Raw genomic sequence first — 16,627 nt, forward strand, 5'->3', positions numbered from 1 at the left:
GTGAGGTCGAGTTTTCCTTGCGCTAACGTCGCCTCAAAGGAGCCGGAACAGTGCCGACCGACGATGGTGTCATGCCGGTGAAAACGCGGACCGCCTGCTCGTATTGCGGTGTGGGCTGCGGTATCGAGGTCACCACCAAGGCCGACCCGGTCACCGGACTCCCGGTCATCGCCCAGGTCAGCGGGGACAAGTTGCACCCCACCAACTTCGGTCGACTGTGCACCAAGGGTGCCACCCACGCCGAGATGATGGCCGCCACCGACGGTCGACTGGCCACTGCGCTGGTGCGTTCCGAACGCGGTGCCGAGGCGGTGTCCACGCCGGTCGACGAGGCCGTCGCGGAGGCCGGCCGGCGCCTGCGCGCGATCGTCGACGAGCACGGACCCGACGCCGTGGCGCTCTACGTCTCGGGCCAGATGTCCATCGAGGCTCAGTATCTGGCCACCAAACTGGCCAAGGGATTCCTGCGGACCGTCCACATCGAATCCAATTCGCGGCTGTGCATGGCCAGCGCAGGTACCGGTTACAAGCAGTCGCTCGGTGCCGACGGGCCGCCCGGTTCGTACACCGACTTCGATTCGGCCGACCTGTTCTTCGTCATCGGCGCCAACATGGCCGACTGTCACCCGATCCTGTTCCTGCGTATGGCCGACCGGCTCAAGGCCGGCGCCAGGCTGATCGTGGTCGACCCGCGCCGTACCGCCACCGCCGACAAGGCCGACCTGTACCTGCCGATCAATCCCGGCACCGATCTGGCACTGCTCAACGGATTACTGCATCTGCTCGTCGAGAACGGCGATATCGACGCTGAATTCATCGCCGAGCACACCGAGGGCTGGGACGCCATGCCGGCCTTCCTGGCCGACTACCCACCGGACCGGGTTGCCGACATCACCGGCATCGCGGCCGACGACATCCGCACCGCCGCAGCGATGATCGCCGAGTCGGGGGAGTGGATGACGTGCTGGACGATGGGCCTGAACCAGAGCACCCATGGCACCTGGAACACCAATGCCATCGTCAATCTGCACCTGGCGACCGGAGCCATCTGCCGGCCGGGCAGCGGGCCGATGTCACTCACCGGGCAGCCCAACGCGATGGGTGGTCGCGAGATGGGTTACATGGGGCCGGGCCTACCCGGTCAACGCGCGGTGCTGTCGGCCGACGACCGCGCCTTCTGCGAGGACCAGTGGGGACTTGAGCCCGGCACCATCCGCACCGATGTCGGCCCCGGCACCATCGCGATGTTCGAGCAGGCCGCGGCCGGAGACATCAAGGCGTGCTGGATCATCTGCACCAACCCGGTTGCCTCGGTGCCCAATCGTGCCACGGTGATCAACGGGCTTGAGACGTGCGAACTGGTCATCACCCAGGACGCGTACCGGGACACCGCAACCAATCGTTATGCCGACATCGTGCTGCCGGCCGCGCTGTGGGCCGAGAGCGATGCCGTCATGATCAACTCCGACCGCAACCTCACACTGCTGCAGCAGTCGATACCCCCCATCGGCGATGCGCGGCCGGACTGGGAGCTGATCTGCGGGGTCGCCGAATACCTGGGTTTCGGTGACGATTTCGCCTACAAGTCCAGCGCCGAGATCTTCGACGAGATCCGTCGGTTCGACAATCCGCGCACCGGGTACGACCTGCGCGGTGCCAGCTACGAACGGCTGCGGGAATCGCCGCTGCAGTGGCCGTGCCCGCCGGACGACGGTGTGGACCGGCATCCCATCCGCTATCTCAACGACGGGGTGTCCCAGACGCTGCACGTCGGCGACAACGGTCACCAGCCCAGGCTGGCGTTCGCGACACCCTCGCGACGGGCCAAGTTCTTCGCGCGCCCGCACATGGATCCGCACGAACTCCCCGACGACGACTACCCGATGGTGCTCAACACCGGCCGGCTGCAGCATCAGTGGCACACCATGACCAAGACCGGGCTCGTCGACAAGCTCAACAAACTCAACGGGGCACCGTTCGTCGAGATCCATCCCGAAGATGCGGCGGCCCAGTCGATCACCAAGGACCATCAGGTCGAGCTGACCTCGCGGCGCGGCCGTGCCGTGCTGCCCGTGGTGATCACCGACCGGGTACAGCCGGGCAACGTGTGGACCCCGTTCCACTGGAACGACGAGCACGGCGAATATCTGACCGTCAACGCGTTGACCAACGATGCTGTCGACGCCGACTCACTGCAGCCCGAGCTCAAGGTATGCGCCGTGCGGTTGCGGCCCATCCCCATCGAACGGCCGAACATCGGCATGGCGGGGCTGGGCCTCGACACGTCCGCACCGGAACTGAACGAGGACGAGAAGCTCTATCTGTCAGGCTTTCTCACGGGTCTGGAGGCTGGGACCCCCGGTGTGCCGGTGCTGCCGGCGTCGGCACCGGTCCGGCGACCGGTCCGGTTGTGGATCGACGGCATGCTGGCCGGCAGTTACTCCCGGGCCACCGACACCGAAACTGTCGACGCCGATTCAGGGCCGATGGTGCTGTGGGCATCCCAGACCGGCACCGCCGAGGAGTTTGCCGCCCGGGTGGCAGGCCGACTGGCCGGCGCCAGGTTGGTCAGCATGGACGATGTCACCCCGGAGCAGCTCGCCGAGGCCGAGCAGACCATCTTCGTGACAAGCACTTTCGGTGACGGTGGGCCACCGGACAACGGTACGGAATTCTGGAATCGCCTCACCGCCGCCGACGCACCACAGTTGCCCGGCCTGAATTACGCGGTGCTCGGGATCGGTGACCGGTCCTATGACAGCTTCTGCGGACACGCCAAGGCACTGGACGCCCGGCTCGCCGCCCTCGGTGCCACCCGCCTGCTCGAGCGCATCGACTGTGAGGCCTACGACGACGAGCCGATGGCCGCCTGGGCCGACCAGATCACCACGATCCTGGCGCCCGGCGCCGAGCCCGTGCCGACCGTCCGGCCGGTCACGCTGCAGACCCCGCTGACCCGCACCGCGCCGCTGCTGGCACCGTTGAGCCGCAATATCCGGCTGACCCCGGAGTCGGCACGTAAAGAGGTGCGCCAGTTCGGGTTCGACATCTCCGAACATGTGGCCGAGCACGGTGCAGCTTATGCCGCTGGGGACTCGCTCGGTGTCTTCGTCACGAACTCCGACGATTCGGTGGCGGCCTGGCTGGCGGCGACCGGGCTGTCCGGAAATGAGGTGATCGAGGTCGACGGTGCCGAGACCGACGTGCGCGGCGCCCTGACGGCCTCCTACGACATCTGCCGCATCACCCCGAACCTGCTCAACTTCGTCGCCGAGCGCTGCCCGGACGCCAAGATCCTGCGGCGTTCGAAGGACAAAATCGACAAGTGGCTCGCCGACCGCAACGGCCTGGACATCGTCGAGGAATTCGCCGTGCGGGCCGAACCGCAGGAATGGCAGGACGCGCTGGTGCGGCTGACCCCGCGGCAGTACTCGATCGCGTCGAGCCCCCTGGTCAGCCCTGAGGAGGTGCAGTTGACCGTCTCGGTGGTGCGCTATCGCAGCGCGCGCGACGCGCACCGCGGCGGGGTGGCCTCGACGTTCCTGGCCGATCGGGCGCACGCCGCGCCGGTGTTCGTACAGCGGTCTCCGAATTTCCGACCACCCGAGGAATCCGCGACCCCGATGATCATGGTCGGCCCGGGCACCGGCATCGCCCCGTTCCGGGGATTCCTGCAGGAACGCCGCGCGCTCGGCCACCGCGGACCCAACTGGCTGTTCTTCGGCGACCAGCACCGCAACGAGAACTTCTACTACCGCGACGAACTCGAGGACATGGTCGACGACGGGTTCCTCAACCGTCTCGATCTGGCGTTCTCCCGGGATCAGGCCCGACGGGTGTACGTGCAGGACAAGATGACCGATTACGGCGCGGACGTGTGGCGCTGGCTCGAGGACGGTGCGCACTTCTATGTCTGCGGCGATGCGTCCCGGATGGCGGCCGATGTCGACGCGGCCCTACTCAAGATCATCCGCACGCATGGCGGTCTGTCGGCCGAGGCCGCACACGACTACAAGAAGGAACTCGTCGCGACCAAGCGGTACGTCCGCGACGTCTACTGATCGCCGCGAATAAAAGTCGCTCCCGCGGCGTTGCACCCCACGTATTCAGAGAAGATGTTGGGGAGAGAAATGACTTGGCATACCGGTGACGTTGTGACCGCCCGCCGCGAGATCGATCAGATGGACGTTCAGACCGTTCCCGAAGGTGCCGCCGGCACCGTCGAAGAGACCACCGTGTTCGGACAGCCCAAGGTGGTCTGCTTTGACGTTCCCACTGTGTGGGGACCCAAGCGTGCCTGCGTGCACGTACACCGCGGGGACGTGGCACTGGCCGGCTGAGGGCAGGTCAGCGGTCCGCGACGGACCGTAGCGCGGTCGAGATCTGCTCGACCGCGTCGACATTGCGAAGCGACGGATCCAGCGCGGTCCCAGGCACCACGACATAGCGCTTCTCGCGCACCGCGGTGAGCCGGCTGGCCAGCGGATCACTCTCGAGGAACTCCATCTTGGCCGCGGCGCTGTCCCCGTCGTCACCGCGGGTCAGATCGGCCAACACCAGCACGTCTGGATCACGATCCAGGATGGCCTCCCACGAGGTCTCCGGCCACAGTTGGCGGCTGTCGCCGAACGCGTTGCGGGCGCCGGCCGCCTCGGTGATCAACCCAGGCGCACCGCAGCACCCGGCGATATAGGGCGTCCGGGTCGCCGAGTACCAGTACATCAACGTGGTGTCGGCGGCGTCCAAGCCGCTTGTGGCTGCCGCGAGCCGATCCTGCATCGACGTGACCAACCGATCACCGGCATCCTCGACACCGAACACCTGGGAGATATCTGCGATCTCGGCATAGATGTCGTCGAAGGTCAACGCACGGTGCTGAATTGCCTCCTGCCCGCTGCATTCACTGGCGGACAGGTATGTCGGAATGCCCAGCTGCTGGAACCGGTCCCGGCCGGCGATGCCCTGATCGGAGAAGGTGTACGCGAACGTCGCGTACACAAAGTCCGGCTCCTGCTCCAGGACCACCTCCAGCGAGGGGAAATCCGGGCTCAGTTCGGGGACGGTGGCGTTGGCGGCGGCCAGTTCCGGGAGCACCGGGTCGTTCCACGACGCGGTCCCGACCATCCGGTCGGCCAATCCGAGGGTGAGCATGAGTTCGGTCGCGGGCTGATTCACCGAGATGGCCCGCGACGGTGAGCCCGCGATGTCAATCTCGACCCCACAGTTCTGCAGTGATACCGATTGTGTTGTGGGGGAGGCAGTCTGATCGGTCGTGTCGGCACCACAGCCGGCCGCCAGAAGTGACACCGTCGCGGCGGCTGCCGCAACCGCGCCGCGCGACATCACTTCACCCCCAACACGACGTAGTCGTCGAGTAGCTGCCACACGGTGCCGACCTCGGAAAAGCCGGCCTGTGCGAGTGCGGCAAGGTGGAAGTCGACCGCGGTACTCGGTGGAGCGCCGCGTTGCGCAAACCGCTCCTCGCGCAGGGCGGCCAGCGGAGCGACACCGTCGCGCGCCGCGGCGGTCGCCCACCACTGGTCCCAGGTGAGCGCACCCGCGGCATGCGCCCGCTCCTGGGTTGCGGTGTCGTGGGTGTCGGCGAGCCGTTTCAGTGCCGGTTGGCGGCCGTCGAACCGGAAGTGGTCGCCGTTGAGCAGGATCCCGTTGCCGGGCAGCAACTCTGCCGCCGCGGTGTAGACACGCAACAGGGCGTCGGGGGACAGCCAGTGCAGCGCGGTTGTCGAGACGACGGCCGATACGGTTTCCCCGGCCAGCGCATCGGTCAGCACGTCCGACCACGCCGCATCGGCGAGGTCGGCCTCGACAAACCGCACACGGTCACCGTGCTCGACGGCCACCGTCTTGGCAGCGAGGTCGAGCAACAGAGGGTCGAAGTCGACGGCGATGACGCGCGCGCCGGGCAGTGCCTGCAGCACCCGGGCGCTCAGGGAGCCTGGCCCACACGCGAGATCGACGACCACCGGTTCGGTACCGCAGGCAAGACCGATGACATCGGTGATGGCGGTGAAGCGCGACTCGCGACCTGCGATATAGGCGGACTGCTGGTCATCCCAGGCACGTACGAGTGCGGCCGGGTCGCTGGCGGATGCGGACACGAGGCGATCCTTCGGACATCAGGGGCCTGATCAGCGAGACCCGTTGACAGACCGCGACGGTCGTCGCGGGTGCCAGCAGGTATTCGGACTCGGGGTCATCCCTCACCGTTGCGCGTCAGTCCCGGATTCGCACCGGGTTCCCTACTCCTTGCGGAGGTGACTGGCCCGCAAAGGTTAGCAGGCGTCCTCAGACCGCATCGATGTCCCGTGCGGCGCCCTTGTCCGCCGAAAGCGCCAGGGCCGCGTAGGCACGTAGCGCCGCCGACACGGTGCGTTCACGGTTCTTCGGCCGGTACCCGCCGGCAGCCTCCAACGCCTCACGGCGGCGGTTGAGTTCCTCGTCGGGCACGTCGACCTGGATACTGCGGTGCGGGATGTCGATGGTGATCAGATCGCCGTCCTCGATCAGCGCGATGGTGCCGCCCGCGGCAGCCTCGGGGGAGACGTGGCCGATCGAAAGGCCCGATGTCCCACCGGAGAACCGGCCATCGGTGATCAGCGCACACTGCGCACCCAGACCCCGGCCCTTCAGAAAGGCGGTCGGGTAGAGCATCTCCTGCATACCCGGGCCGCCCTTGGGCCCCTCGTAGCGAACCACCACGACATCGCCGGCCTGCACCCGCTTGTTCAGGATGGCGTCGACCGCGTCCTCCTGGGATTCCACGACCACCGCGGGACCACTGAACTTCCAGATCGATTCGTCGACGCCCGCGGTCTTGACGATGCAGCCGTCGACCGACAGATTTCCGCGCAGCACCGCCAGGCCACCGTCGGCGGAGTAGGCGTTCGCCATATCTCGGATGCAGCCGTTCTCAGCGTCGGTGTCCAGGCTGTCCCAGCGTTCGGATTGGGAGAAGGCTTTCGCCGAACGCACACAACCCGGAGCGGCATGGAACAGTTCGACGGCCTCGCCCGAGGGCAACCCTCCACGAATATCCCACTCGCGCAACCACTGTGCCATCGACCCGGCGTGCACGGTGTGCACCGTCTCGTGCAGGTGCCCGCCGCGCCACAGCTCGCCGAGAATGGCCGGGATGCCACCGGCGCGGTGCACATCCTCCATCAGGTAGTGGCCGTTGGGGGCCACCTTGCACAGACACGGGATCATCTGGCTGCGCTTCTCGATGTCCTCGAGGGTGTAGTCGAGTTCGGCCTCCCGCGCGGCGGCCAGCAGGTGCAGCACGGTGTTTGTGGACCCGCCCATCGCGATGTCCAGTGCCATCGCGTTGTCGAAGGCGTCGCGGGTGGCGATGGCCCGCGGCAGCACCGACGCGTCATCGTCGTCGTAGTACCGGCGCACGATGTCCATGACCGTGCTGCCGGCCTTCTCGTAGAGGGCGCGTCGCGCGGTATGCGTGGCCAGCACCGATCCGTTGCCCGGCAGCGCCAGACCCAACGCCTCGGTGAGGCAGTTCATCGAGTTCGCGGTGAACATGCCCGAGCAGGAGCCGCAGGTGGGGCACGCGGCCTCCTCGATGCGGGCGATGTCGTCGTCGGAGACATCGGTGTTCACGGCATCGGCGATCGCGGTGACCAGGTTGAGCCGGGTCCGCACGGTGCCGTCGACCAGGACGGCGGTGCCGCCCTCCATGGGGCCGCCGGAGACGAAGACCGTCGGGATGTTGAGCCGCAGCGCGGCCATCAGCATGCCGGGAGTGATCTTGTCGCAGTTGGAGATACACACCAGAGCGTCCGCACAGTGCGCGTTGACCATGTACTCCACCGAGTCGGCGATCAGCTCGCGCGACGGCAACGAATACAGCATGCCGCCGTGGCCCATGGCGATACCGTCGTCGACGGCAATCGTGTTGAACTCGCGCGGCACACCGCCGGCGGCGGAGATGGCCTCGGAGACGATCCGCCCGACGGGCTGCAGATGGGTATGGCCCGGCACGAACTCGGTGAAGCTGTTGGCCACCGCGACGATCGGCTTGCCGATGTCCTCGCCGGCCACCCCGGCGGCGCGCAGCAACGAGCGGGCACCGGCCATGTTGCGACCATGGGTGACGGTTCGAGACCTGAGTTCTGCCATAACACACAGCCTGCCCATCCGGGGCGCTACCTGGAAGACGGCGCTGATACTAGTACTGGCACTACTACCATCGACCGTATGGACAACCGCAGCAGCCAGCGCTCCGCCCTCGGCGAGTTCCTGCGGGCCCGCCGTATTGCGGCGCCACGTGCCGAGTTCGGCTTCCCGGAGGTGGCCCGGATGCGGGGCTCGGGTCTGCGCCGCGAGGAGGTCGCGGTGCTGTCCGGGGTGAGCGCCACCTGGTACACCTGGCTGGAACAGGGTCGCGATATCAACCCGTCCAAACAGGTTCTGGAAGCGGTGGGCCGAGCGCTGCGGCTCTCGCCGGCCGAGCACGACTATGTGTTGGCGCTGGGCGGTTACCGTCCCGACAAGGCGCCGAGTGCCGGTCCGACACCGCCGCACATCCAGCGGTTCCTCGATGCGCTGGCCGGCCACCCCGCCTTCGCGATCGGTCCGAGCTGGGACATCACTGCGTGGAACGATGCCTATGCGGCGCTGTACCCGAACATCGCCGACGCCGATGACCGCAATCTGCTGTGGCGGGTGTTCATGGACCCGGCAATCCGGGAGTTGTTGCCGGACTGGGAGATCGACAGTCGCCGGTTCCTGGCGGAGTTCCGCGCCGAGGCCGGGCCGCGGATCGGGGAGTCGTCCTACACCGCGCTCATCGAGCGGCTGCTCGCCGCCAGTGAGCACTTTCGCGCGGGCTGGCAGGCCAGCGCCGTCGAACGGTTCGCCTCCCGCGAGCGGCGGTTCTTTCACGGCAACGTAGGGGAGCTACTGCTCGAACATCATCAGCTGACGCCGGCCGATGCCCCGGAGATCCAGATCGTGGCGTATCTGCCGGCGCCCGGCGGCGGGGCCGCGGAGAAACTGAAGCGGTTGACGGAGTCGACCTCACATTGAGGTCACTGCAAGCTGGCCAGTCGACTGCGTAGCGTTCGCGCGAGGCGTTCGGTTTGACCGTCGTCAAAACCGATCTCGCCACATCTGTCCGGCCATGCAGTGGCACCGTCGACGATGGTGTCGATCATGCTCTTGATGGCACGTTCACGAATCCCGAGCCGTTCGCCCGCCTCGATGAAGTTGGCCCGCGTGAGACTGTTCGCTCGGCCGTGCAGGTTGAGCGCCATGGGGTCGTTCCATCCGGCGTAGGGCTGCGTGCAGAGCAGATCGTAGGCGGGGGTCGGCCGCCACTTGGCACGCATCTTCTTGCGGAATTCGCTCTGGCCCAACCCGATCGAACCGGTTCACCAGGAGGGCGCTGCGGGCCGGGTTCAGCTTGAGTATGGCCGGGCCCGCGCGGGTCTGAGTGGGGGTCGAGATCATGGCGGCACTGACCTTGGGTTGAACACCGGCCAAGCCGACCGGGTCGGCCTCGACGGAACCCGTCAGCTTCGCAAAGACCGCGTGAAAGTCGTTGTCCCGCTCCGGCTCGAACAGTGGCAGCGGCAGCCGGGGTGTTGAGCCGGCGGGCACCACACGAATGTTGCCGAGAGTGTCGGCTCCGATCGCGAGCAGCAGGGTCAGGTGGTCATCTGCTGATGTCTTGGTCGACGAAGTGACAACGCCGAGTCGAACGCCCTCTGGCAGCAGGCCGGCGAAAAAAGGCGGAACGGACCCTCCCGCGGTGACGATCGGGTAGGGACCGGATCGCGGCAACGACCAGGAGACCGATCGATCGCGTAGACGTCCACCGCCCGGGTCTTCACCGACGTAGTTGAAGCTGACGGCATCACCACGATCTCGAGTCAGGTTAGTGGCGAGCACCTCATCGATGTACACGTCAGCGTCGTTGACCTCGCGAAGGTCGGGGCCGCCGCGGCGGGTCATTCGGGTTCCGCACTCACATCTATGCGCAGTCCGAGAATATTGGCGATCTCCAGGACAGAACCGATCTAGGTCGCACCTGTCCCGGCTTCGAGGGTTTGGACGCTGTAGCGCGAGACCCCTGCCAGGTCGGCCAGGGTCTCCTGGGTGGGCTGCAATGCCGAGCGTCGCTCGATGATCGCTGTGCTTATGCGGGTTAACTCAGGCATAACGCAAGGTCAAGGCGTTATACCTGGTTTTTCGAGCATAGGGTTGATCGAAAGAGAATGTGTGTCCGAGGGGGGACTTGAACCCCCACGCCCGTTAATAGGGCACTAGCACCTCAAGCTAGCGCGTCTGCCATTCCGCCACTCGGACATTCTCTCGCAAGCCTTCGGCAAGGAGCGACTAAGGCTAACGGATAGGGGCGGCCGGACCAAAACCAGGCGGCACGTCACATCGGCCGCAGCTCCGAAACCCACGGGGCCGGTGGTACGAATGGACACGTGGATCAGTCCCCGATGGCCGCAGAAGACGAAGTCGTCGACCTCGTCAGCACCCTCATCCGATTCGACACCTCCAACACCGGTGACCCGGCCACCACCCGCGGTGAGGCGGACTGTGCCCAGTGGGTCGGGGACCGCCTGCGCGAGGTCGGCTACACGACCGAATACATCGAGGCGGGCGCCCCGGGCCGCGGCAACCTGATCGCCCGGCTGCCCGGCGCGGATCCCAGCCGCGGCGCGCTGCTCATCCACGGCCATCTCGACGTCGTTCCCGCCGAGCCCGCCGACTGGAGCGTGCACCCGTTCTCGGGCGCGGTGAAGGACGGCTATGTCTGGGGCCGCGGCGCGGTCGACATGAAGGACATGGTCGGCATGATGATCGCGGTCGCCCGGCACTTCAAGCGGGCGAACATCGTGCCGCCCCGGGACCTGGTGTTCGCCTTCGTCTCCGACGAGGAGCACGGCGGCACTTATGGCGCGCAGTGGCTCGTCGAGCACCGGCCCGACCTGTTCGCCGGTGTCACCGAGGCGATCGGTGAGGTCGGCGGGTTCTCGCTGACCGTCCCGTCCCGCCACGGTGGTGAGCGCCGGCTGTATCTCATCGAGACCGCCGAGAAGGGCATCGCCTGGATGCGACTGTCGGCCCGCGGTCGCGCCGGGCACGGCTCGATGGTGCACCAGGACAACGCCGTCACCACCGTCGCCGAGGCCGTCGCCAAACTCGGCCGCCACCAGTTCCCGCTGGTGCTGACCGAACCGGTCGCACAGTTCCTGGCCGCGGTCGCCGAGGAGACCGGCTACGAGTTCGACATCGACTCACCGGATCTGGACGGCACCATCGCCAAACTCGGTGACATCGCCCGCATCGTCGGGGCGACACTGCGCGACACCGCCAACCCGACCATGCTCAAGGCCGGCTACAAGGCCAACGTCATCCCCGCCACCGCGGAGGCCGTGATCGACTGCCGCGTGCTGCCCGGTCGCCGGGAGGCCTTCGAGCGCGAGGTCGACGAGATCATCGGTCCCGACGTCGTGCGCACCTGGGAACGCGACCTGCCGTCGGTAGAGACCTCCTTCGACGGTGACCTGGTCGACGCCATGAACGACGCACTGTTGGCCGTCGACCCCGAGGCCCGCATCGTGCCGTACATGCTCTCCGGTGGCACCGATGCGAAGGCATTCTCCCGCTTGGGGATTCGTTGCTTCGGCTTCGCGCCGCTGCGCTTGCCACCCGATCTGGACTTCGCGGCGTTGTTCCATGGCGTCGACGAACGGGTACCCGTGGACGCACTACAGTTCGGGACGAAAGTCCTCGAGCACTTCTTGACGCACTGCTGACACCTACTGCTGAAAGGCCACGATGAGCACTTCGCCGTATGACACGCTGCCCCAACTGCCCACCTTCACGCTGACCTCCGAAACGGTGACCAACGGACAGGCTTTCGGCAACGACCAGGTCAGCGGCATCATGGGTGCGGGCGGCTCGGATGTGTCACCGCAGATCAGCTGGTCGGGATTCCCGGCCGAGACCCGCAGCTTCGCGGTCACCATGTACGACCCCGATGCGCCGACGCTGTCCGGCTTCTGGCACTGGGCGGTGGCCGATCTGCCGGTCGAGGTGACCTCGTTGCCCGCCGACGCGGGCAACGGTGACCCGCTGCCCGGTGGCGCGGTCACCTTGAGCAACGATGCCGGCCTCAAGCGTTTCATCGGAGCCGCTCCGCCGGCCGGCCACGGCCCGCATCGCTACTACATCGCCGTGCACGCGCTGCCGGTGGAGAGCCTGGGCCTGCCCGACGGCGCCACCCCGGCCTACCTGGGGTTCAACCTTTTCGGGCAGGCGATCGCGCGCGCCGTGATCCACGCCACCTACGAGCAGAACTAGAGTCGGGTCGCCGCGCCGACTGCCTCCGACAACGAGGCGAACCCGCCCTCGCGCAGTCGGCGCGCGATGCCGTCGTGGATCTGCCGGGCCCACAGCCCGCCGCCATAGATGAACCCGGTGTAGCCCTGCAGCAGGGTCGCACCGTTGACGATGCGCTCCCAGGCATCATCGGCGGTCTCGATCCCGCCGACGCTGACCAACACCAGCTTGTCGCCCACTCGGGCGTACAGCCGGCGCAGCACCTCCAGCGAGCGCTGCGCGACGGGCGCACCGGACACCCCACCGGCGCCGAGCGCCTCGACATCGGGGGTCACCAGATCGCCCCGCGACACCGTCGTATTGGTGGCGACGATGCCGGCCAGCCCCAATTCCACGGCCAGATCTGCGATCTCGTCGATATCGGCATCGGAGAGATCCGGGGCGATCTTTACCAGCACCGGCACCGTGGTGACCTCGCGGACCGCGCTCAGGATCGGCCGCAGCGAGGACACGGCCTGCAGATCGCGCAGGCCCGGGGTGTTCGGTGAGCTGACGTTGACCACCAGATAGGAGGCCAGCGATCCGACCAACCGGGCGCTGGTGACGTAGTCGGCGACCGCCTCTTCCGGTGGGGTCACCTTGGTCTTGCCGATGTTCACGCCGATCGGCACGTCCGGGGTGTGCCGGCTGAGCTGCCCGGCCAGCGCCGCGGCGCCGTGATTGTTGAACCCCATCCGGTTGAGCAGGGCACGGTCGGCGGGCAGCCGGAACATCCGTGGTTTGGGATTGCCGGGCTGCGGCTGCGCGGTCACCGTCCCGACCTCGGCGTAGCCGAATCCGAGTGCACCCCAGGCGTGTAGGCCGTGGCCGTCCTTGTCGAATCCGGCAGCCAGCCCGAGCGGACCCGGAAACCGCACACCCCACACCGTGCTGGTCAGGATCGGGTCGGTGGGGGAGAAGCGACGGGTCAGCAGACGCCGGGTGGGTGCGGGCGCGGTCGCGAGTCGCAGGACCGCGAAGACGAAGGTGTGGATGCGTTCAGGAGCGACGAGGAAGAAAACCCGTCGCATCAGGGAATAGATCACAGTGCCGGCTGCTCCCCGAGCATCGTCTTCTTGCGGCGCAGCAGCACGCGGCGGCTCCCGTCGGTGTAGAGGCGGACCCGGGTCAGCTCCCAGCCGCGGTACTGGGCCTCGATGGAGAGCCGCACCGATGCCGACAACCGGGTCACATCGGGTGGCAGCCGCAACGGCACCCATTCGTACTCGTCGGACAGGTCCCCGGCCCATCCCGCCGGCATGCGTCCGCGCTGCACTGTGGTCACCTGCTGGCCCCCTCGATGGTCTGCACCCCGGCACCGGAACCGGACACCACGTAGAGGGTGTCGCTGTCATCGTCGAACGCCAGGATGTCGGGTTGCTGCACGGTCCTATAACGCACCTTTTCGACGGGTATTCCGGTGGCCAGATCGTAACCAATGACCGTGTTCGTCGCCGTCTGTGACACCCAGGCCAGCGAGTTCGATCCGGTCACCCCGTACGGGGCCTCGGGCACCGGGAAGCGCTGCCGCATGATCAGCGGTTCGGTGCCGAAGACCATCAGCGCGCCGCCGCGGGTGTCGACGACCAGCACCCGGCCTGCGCTGTCGACGGCCATCGAGGTGGCACCCTCGCCGGCGCGCAGGGCCTGTTCGGCGGTCGCACCGTCGATCTCGGTCACCGAGGTCTGCCCCCGATCCAGCACGATCACCGAATCATCTTGGGTGACAAGCGCATCCACCCGCGCGAAACGCTTGAGGGTGGCACCCACCTCGGTGTCCGAGCTCAGTGTGTAGACGCTGCCGTCGGCGCTGCCGAGCACCAGTGCGCCGTCCTCGTGGCGCGCGATCGCACTGAACTCGGTGTCGGCGTGACCGTCCACCTCCACCGGGGTGACGGCCGCGGGGGCGACGTTCGCGCGCAGATAACCCCCGCGGGTCGCCAGCCACACCTGTCCGGCACCGTCACCGGTCAGTGCGGTGGCCTCGGCGGGCAGGGCGAGCGTGCGTGCGGGGCCCGTCTTGGGCAGCACCGTGAGCTGATCGGCCGGGCCGAGCACGATCAGCGAGTCGGTGCGGATATCGAAGGTGGCCGCGATCGCGGGCGCCCGAAGCGGTGCCACCACCCCGTCGGGCACGCCGCTGACCGGTGGCGACACCGCCGGTGTCGCCACCGGAATGGTCGGTGGTGGCGAATCCACGGTCGATGATGAGCATCCCGAAGCAATGACGGTTACCAGGGTCAACGCCAGCGTCGCCCGGACCCGGAATGCGGTTTTCGTGTTCAAGGGCCCTGAAAACTCCTGATTCCGTATTTGTGGTGCTTTCGCTTTCAAGCTTTGCGCAAAGTTTGTCAAGACGAACGTAATCGTCAATTTGTGGGTATGGTGCGAGGCATGGCTCTGGTGCCGGAAACCGCACTGCCCGAAGAAGAGTTTGCCATTGAGCACATTTCGACCGGCGTGCACGCGAGTGGCTTCGGCACGCTCGGTGATGGCCGCAGCTTCTCCTTTCACGTCGAAGACCGCTCAAGCCTGGTCGTCGAGGTGTACCGGCCGCGTCTGAGCGGCCCCGTCCCGCACGACGAGGACATCGTCGCCCGGACCACCCGCAGCCTGACCGATATCGACGTCACCGACGAGCGCAGCGTAGCCGCCACCGTGCGTGACGCCGTGGCCGGAGCGGAGCCGGTGCGCACGGCGCGCTGACATCGACCCCACGGTACGGTCGTCGGCGTGGCGGAGATGTCGTGGTTGCAGGTCGTCGTGCTTGCCGTGGTCCAGGGACTGACCGAGTTCCTACCGGTGTCCTCGTCAGGTCACCTGGCCATCGTGTCCGAGGCCTTCTTCGGCGGTGACGCCGGCGCGTCCTTCACCGCCGTCGTCCAGATCGGCACCGAGGTGGCGGTACTGCTCTACTTCGCCAGGGACATCGGCCGGATTCTCACGGCCTGGTTCGGCGGGCTGCGCAATCCCGACCGGCGCACCCCGGACTACTGGCTGGGCTGGTGGGTGATCCTGGGCACGGTGCCGATCGGCGTGTTCGGATTCACCCTGCAGCACTTCATCCGCGATGACATCCGCAATCTGTGGATCATCGCCACCGCGCTGATCGTCTTCTCGTTCGTCATCGCCGCCGCCGAGTACTTCGGCAAGCAGACCCGCACCATCGAGCAGTTCACCTGGCGCGACAGCCTCATCGTCGGGTCGGCCCAGGCGCTCGCCCTCATTCCCGGTGTGTCGCGTTCCGGTGTGACCATCAGCACGGGTCTGTTCCTCGGCCAGAAGCGCGAGGCCGCCGCGCGGTTCGGATTCCTGCTGGCCATCCCGGCCGTGCTCGGCTCCGGTCTCTACGAGCTTCGCCACGTCTTCGACCCCGGAACGACGGGCATGAGCTCGACCGTCCCGCAGATCGTGCTCGGCACCGTGGTGGCCTTCGTGGTGGGCTACGCCGCGGTGGCGTGGTTCCTGAAATTCCTGGTCAACCACAGCATGTACTGGTTCGTCGGCTACCGGATCATCCTGGGCGTCGTCGTGCTGATCCTGCTCAACGCCGGCGTGCTGGCGGCGTAGATGACGGTCATCCTGTTGCGGCACGGCCGCTCGACATCGAACACCGCACACACCCTGGCGGGCCGCTCCGAGGGGGTCGACCTCGACGACCTGGGCCGCGAGCAGGCCCAGTCGGTGGTCTCCCGGATCGGCGAGCTGCCGGTCAAGGCGATCGTGCGGTCCCCACTGCTGCGCTGCGCCAGCACCGTGGCCCCGTTGGCGGCCGCGCTGAATCTGGAACCGGTGGTCGACGACCGCATCACCGAGGTCGACTACGGCACCTGGACGGGCCGCAAGATCGGCGAACTGTTCAAAGAACCGCTGTGGAAGGTCGTGCAGGTCCAGCCGAGCGCCGCGGTGTTCCCCGACGGCGAGGGGCTGGCCCAGGTACAGGCCCGGGCCGTCGCCGCCGTCCGCGAGCACGACCGGCGACTGGCGCAGGCCCATGACGGCGATGTGCTCTGGGTGGCCTGCACGCACGGCGACGTCATCAAGTCCGTCCTGGCCGACGCGCTGGGCACCCACCTGGACAGCTTCCAGCGCATCACCGCCGACCCGGCCTCGATGAGTGTCATCCGCTACACCGAGACCCGGCCCTTCGTCCTGCATGTCAACCACACCGGTGACGGTCTGACCGCCGGTCTGGCCGCCAAGCCCGCCGTAGCACCATCCGGGGATGCGGTGGTCGGCGGCTCCACCGATTGAT

General features: G+C 67.2%; 14 protein-coding genes, 1 tRNA gene, 1 pseudogene and 1 riboswitch. Of the genes and pseudogenes, 8 read left to right on the forward strand and 8 right to left on the reverse strand.

What is annotated here, in order from left to right; translation table 11 throughout:
• Nucleotides 1-71 precede the first annotated feature (71 nt).
• Entirely contained in the window at nucleotides 72-4,061 is a 3,990-nt protein-coding gene (locus ACLBYA_RS10265) for a molybdopterin-dependent oxidoreductase (protein WP_447709417.1), read from the forward strand.
• Nucleotides 4,062-4,130: 69 nt separating this feature from the next.
• The gene (locus ACLBYA_RS10270) at nucleotides 4,131-4,340 is read left to right on the forward strand and encodes a hypothetical protein (protein WP_447709290.1); all 210 of its coding nucleotides are present in this window, start codon (nucleotides 4,131-4,133) and stop codon (nucleotides 4,338-4,340) included.
• A 7-nt stretch (nucleotides 4,341-4,347) separates the two neighbouring features.
• Here the strand turns inward: ACLBYA_RS10270 and ACLBYA_RS10275 are convergent, their stop codons facing one another.
• The 3 genes from ACLBYA_RS10275 to ilvD all read right to left on the reverse strand — a co-directional run bounded on the left by ACLBYA_RS10275 (nucleotide 4,348) and on the right by ilvD (nucleotide 8,151).
• A complete protein-coding gene (locus tag ACLBYA_RS10275; protein ID WP_447709291.1) occupies nucleotides 4,348-5,343 on the reverse strand; it encodes an ABC transporter substrate-binding protein in 996 nt (331 codons plus the stop codon).
• On the reverse strand, nucleotides 5,343-6,119 hold the full coding sequence (locus ACLBYA_RS10280; RefSeq protein WP_447709292.1) for a class I SAM-dependent methyltransferase: 777 nt from the start codon (nucleotides 6,117-6,119) through the stop codon (nucleotides 5,343-5,345). Before ACLBYA_RS10280 ends, ACLBYA_RS10275 begins: the two co-directional genes overlap by 1 nt.
• Before the next feature lie 57 nt (nucleotides 6,120-6,176).
• Nucleotides 6,177-6,299, reverse strand: a riboswitch (cobalamin riboswitch).
• Nucleotides 6,300-6,306: 7 nt separating this feature from the next.
• A complete protein-coding gene (ilvD, locus tag ACLBYA_RS10285) occupies nucleotides 6,307-8,151 on the reverse strand; it encodes a dihydroxy-acid dehydratase (protein WP_447709293.1) in 1,845 nt (614 codons plus the stop codon).
• Nucleotides 8,152-8,229: 78 nt separating this feature from the next.
• On the opposite strand from ilvD, the gene ACLBYA_RS10290 reads away from it, so the two are divergent.
• On the forward strand, nucleotides 8,230-9,060 hold the full coding sequence (locus ACLBYA_RS10290; protein ID WP_447709294.1) for a helix-turn-helix transcriptional regulator: 831 nt from the start codon (nucleotides 8,230-8,232) through the stop codon (nucleotides 9,058-9,060).
• A 2-nt stretch (nucleotides 9,061-9,062) separates the two neighbouring features.
• Here the strand turns inward: ACLBYA_RS10290 and ACLBYA_RS10295 are convergent.
• Nucleotides 9,063-9,987: pseudogene (locus tag ACLBYA_RS10295) on the reverse strand (type II toxin-antitoxin system HipA family toxin).
• Nucleotides 9,988-10,255: 268 nt separating this feature from the next.
• Nucleotides 10,256-10,341: transfer RNA gene (locus ACLBYA_RS10300), tRNA-Leu, on the reverse strand.
• 143 nt (nucleotides 10,342-10,484) lie between these two features.
• Between ACLBYA_RS10300 and ACLBYA_RS10305 the strand changes: the two genes are divergently transcribed.
• A complete protein-coding gene (locus tag ACLBYA_RS10305; protein ID WP_447709418.1) occupies nucleotides 10,485-11,807 on the forward strand; it encodes a M20/M25/M40 family metallo-hydrolase in 1,323 nt (440 codons plus the stop codon).
• 22 nt (nucleotides 11,808-11,829) lie between these two features.
• Nucleotides 11,830-12,354: a YbhB/YbcL family Raf kinase inhibitor-like protein gene (locus tag ACLBYA_RS10310; RefSeq protein ID WP_447709295.1), complete on the forward strand. Its 525-nt coding sequence runs from the start codon at nucleotides 11,830-11,832 to the stop codon at nucleotides 12,352-12,354.
• On the opposite strand, the gene ACLBYA_RS10315 is transcribed toward ACLBYA_RS10310, so the two are convergent.
• Genes ACLBYA_RS10315 through ACLBYA_RS10325 form a run of 3 tightly spaced genes read right to left on the reverse strand, consistent with a single transcriptional unit; the run spans nucleotide 12,351 to nucleotide 14,658 of the window.
• On the reverse strand, nucleotides 12,351-13,403 hold the full coding sequence (locus ACLBYA_RS10315; protein ID WP_447709296.1) for a quinone-dependent dihydroorotate dehydrogenase: 1,053 nt from the start codon (nucleotides 13,401-13,403) through the stop codon (nucleotides 12,351-12,353). The two genes, ACLBYA_RS10310 and ACLBYA_RS10315, sit on opposite strands and share 4 nt — an antisense overlap.
• An 11-nt stretch (nucleotides 13,404-13,414) precedes the next feature.
• On the reverse strand, nucleotides 13,415-13,657 hold the full coding sequence (locus ACLBYA_RS10320; protein WP_447709297.1) for a DUF5703 family protein: 243 nt from the start codon (nucleotides 13,655-13,657) through the stop codon (nucleotides 13,415-13,417).
• Nucleotides 13,654-14,658, reverse strand: a complete 1,005-nt coding sequence (locus tag ACLBYA_RS10325; protein ID WP_447709298.1) for a YncE family protein — start codon at nucleotides 14,656-14,658, stop codon at nucleotides 13,654-13,656. The genes ACLBYA_RS10320 and ACLBYA_RS10325 overlap by 4 nt, the downstream gene beginning before the upstream one ends.
• 108 nt (nucleotides 14,659-14,766) lie before the next feature.
• On the opposite strand from ACLBYA_RS10325, the gene ACLBYA_RS10330 reads away from it, so the two are divergent.
• The 3 genes from ACLBYA_RS10330 to ACLBYA_RS10340 are packed head-to-tail and all read left to right on the forward strand — an operon-like array spanning nucleotide 14,767 to nucleotide 16,626.
• The gene (locus tag ACLBYA_RS10330) at nucleotides 14,767-15,078 is read left to right on the forward strand and encodes a hypothetical protein (RefSeq protein WP_447709299.1); all 312 of its coding nucleotides are present in this window, start codon (nucleotides 14,767-14,769) and stop codon (nucleotides 15,076-15,078) included.
• A 36-nt stretch (nucleotides 15,079-15,114) separates the two neighbouring features.
• Nucleotides 15,115-15,942 (forward strand): undecaprenyl-diphosphate phosphatase, encoded by an 828-nt coding sequence (locus tag ACLBYA_RS10335; RefSeq protein WP_447709419.1) that lies wholly within the window; start codon nucleotides 15,115-15,117, stop codon nucleotides 15,940-15,942.
• The gene (locus ACLBYA_RS10340) at nucleotides 15,943-16,626 is read left to right on the forward strand and encodes a histidine phosphatase family protein (RefSeq protein ID WP_447709300.1); all 684 of its coding nucleotides are present in this window, start codon (nucleotides 15,943-15,945) and stop codon (nucleotides 16,624-16,626) included. It begins immediately after the preceding gene.
• The last annotated feature ends 1 nt before the right edge of the window (nucleotide 16,627 follow it).

The sequence above is a fragment of the Mycobacterium sp. C31M genome, from assembly GCF_053345865.1.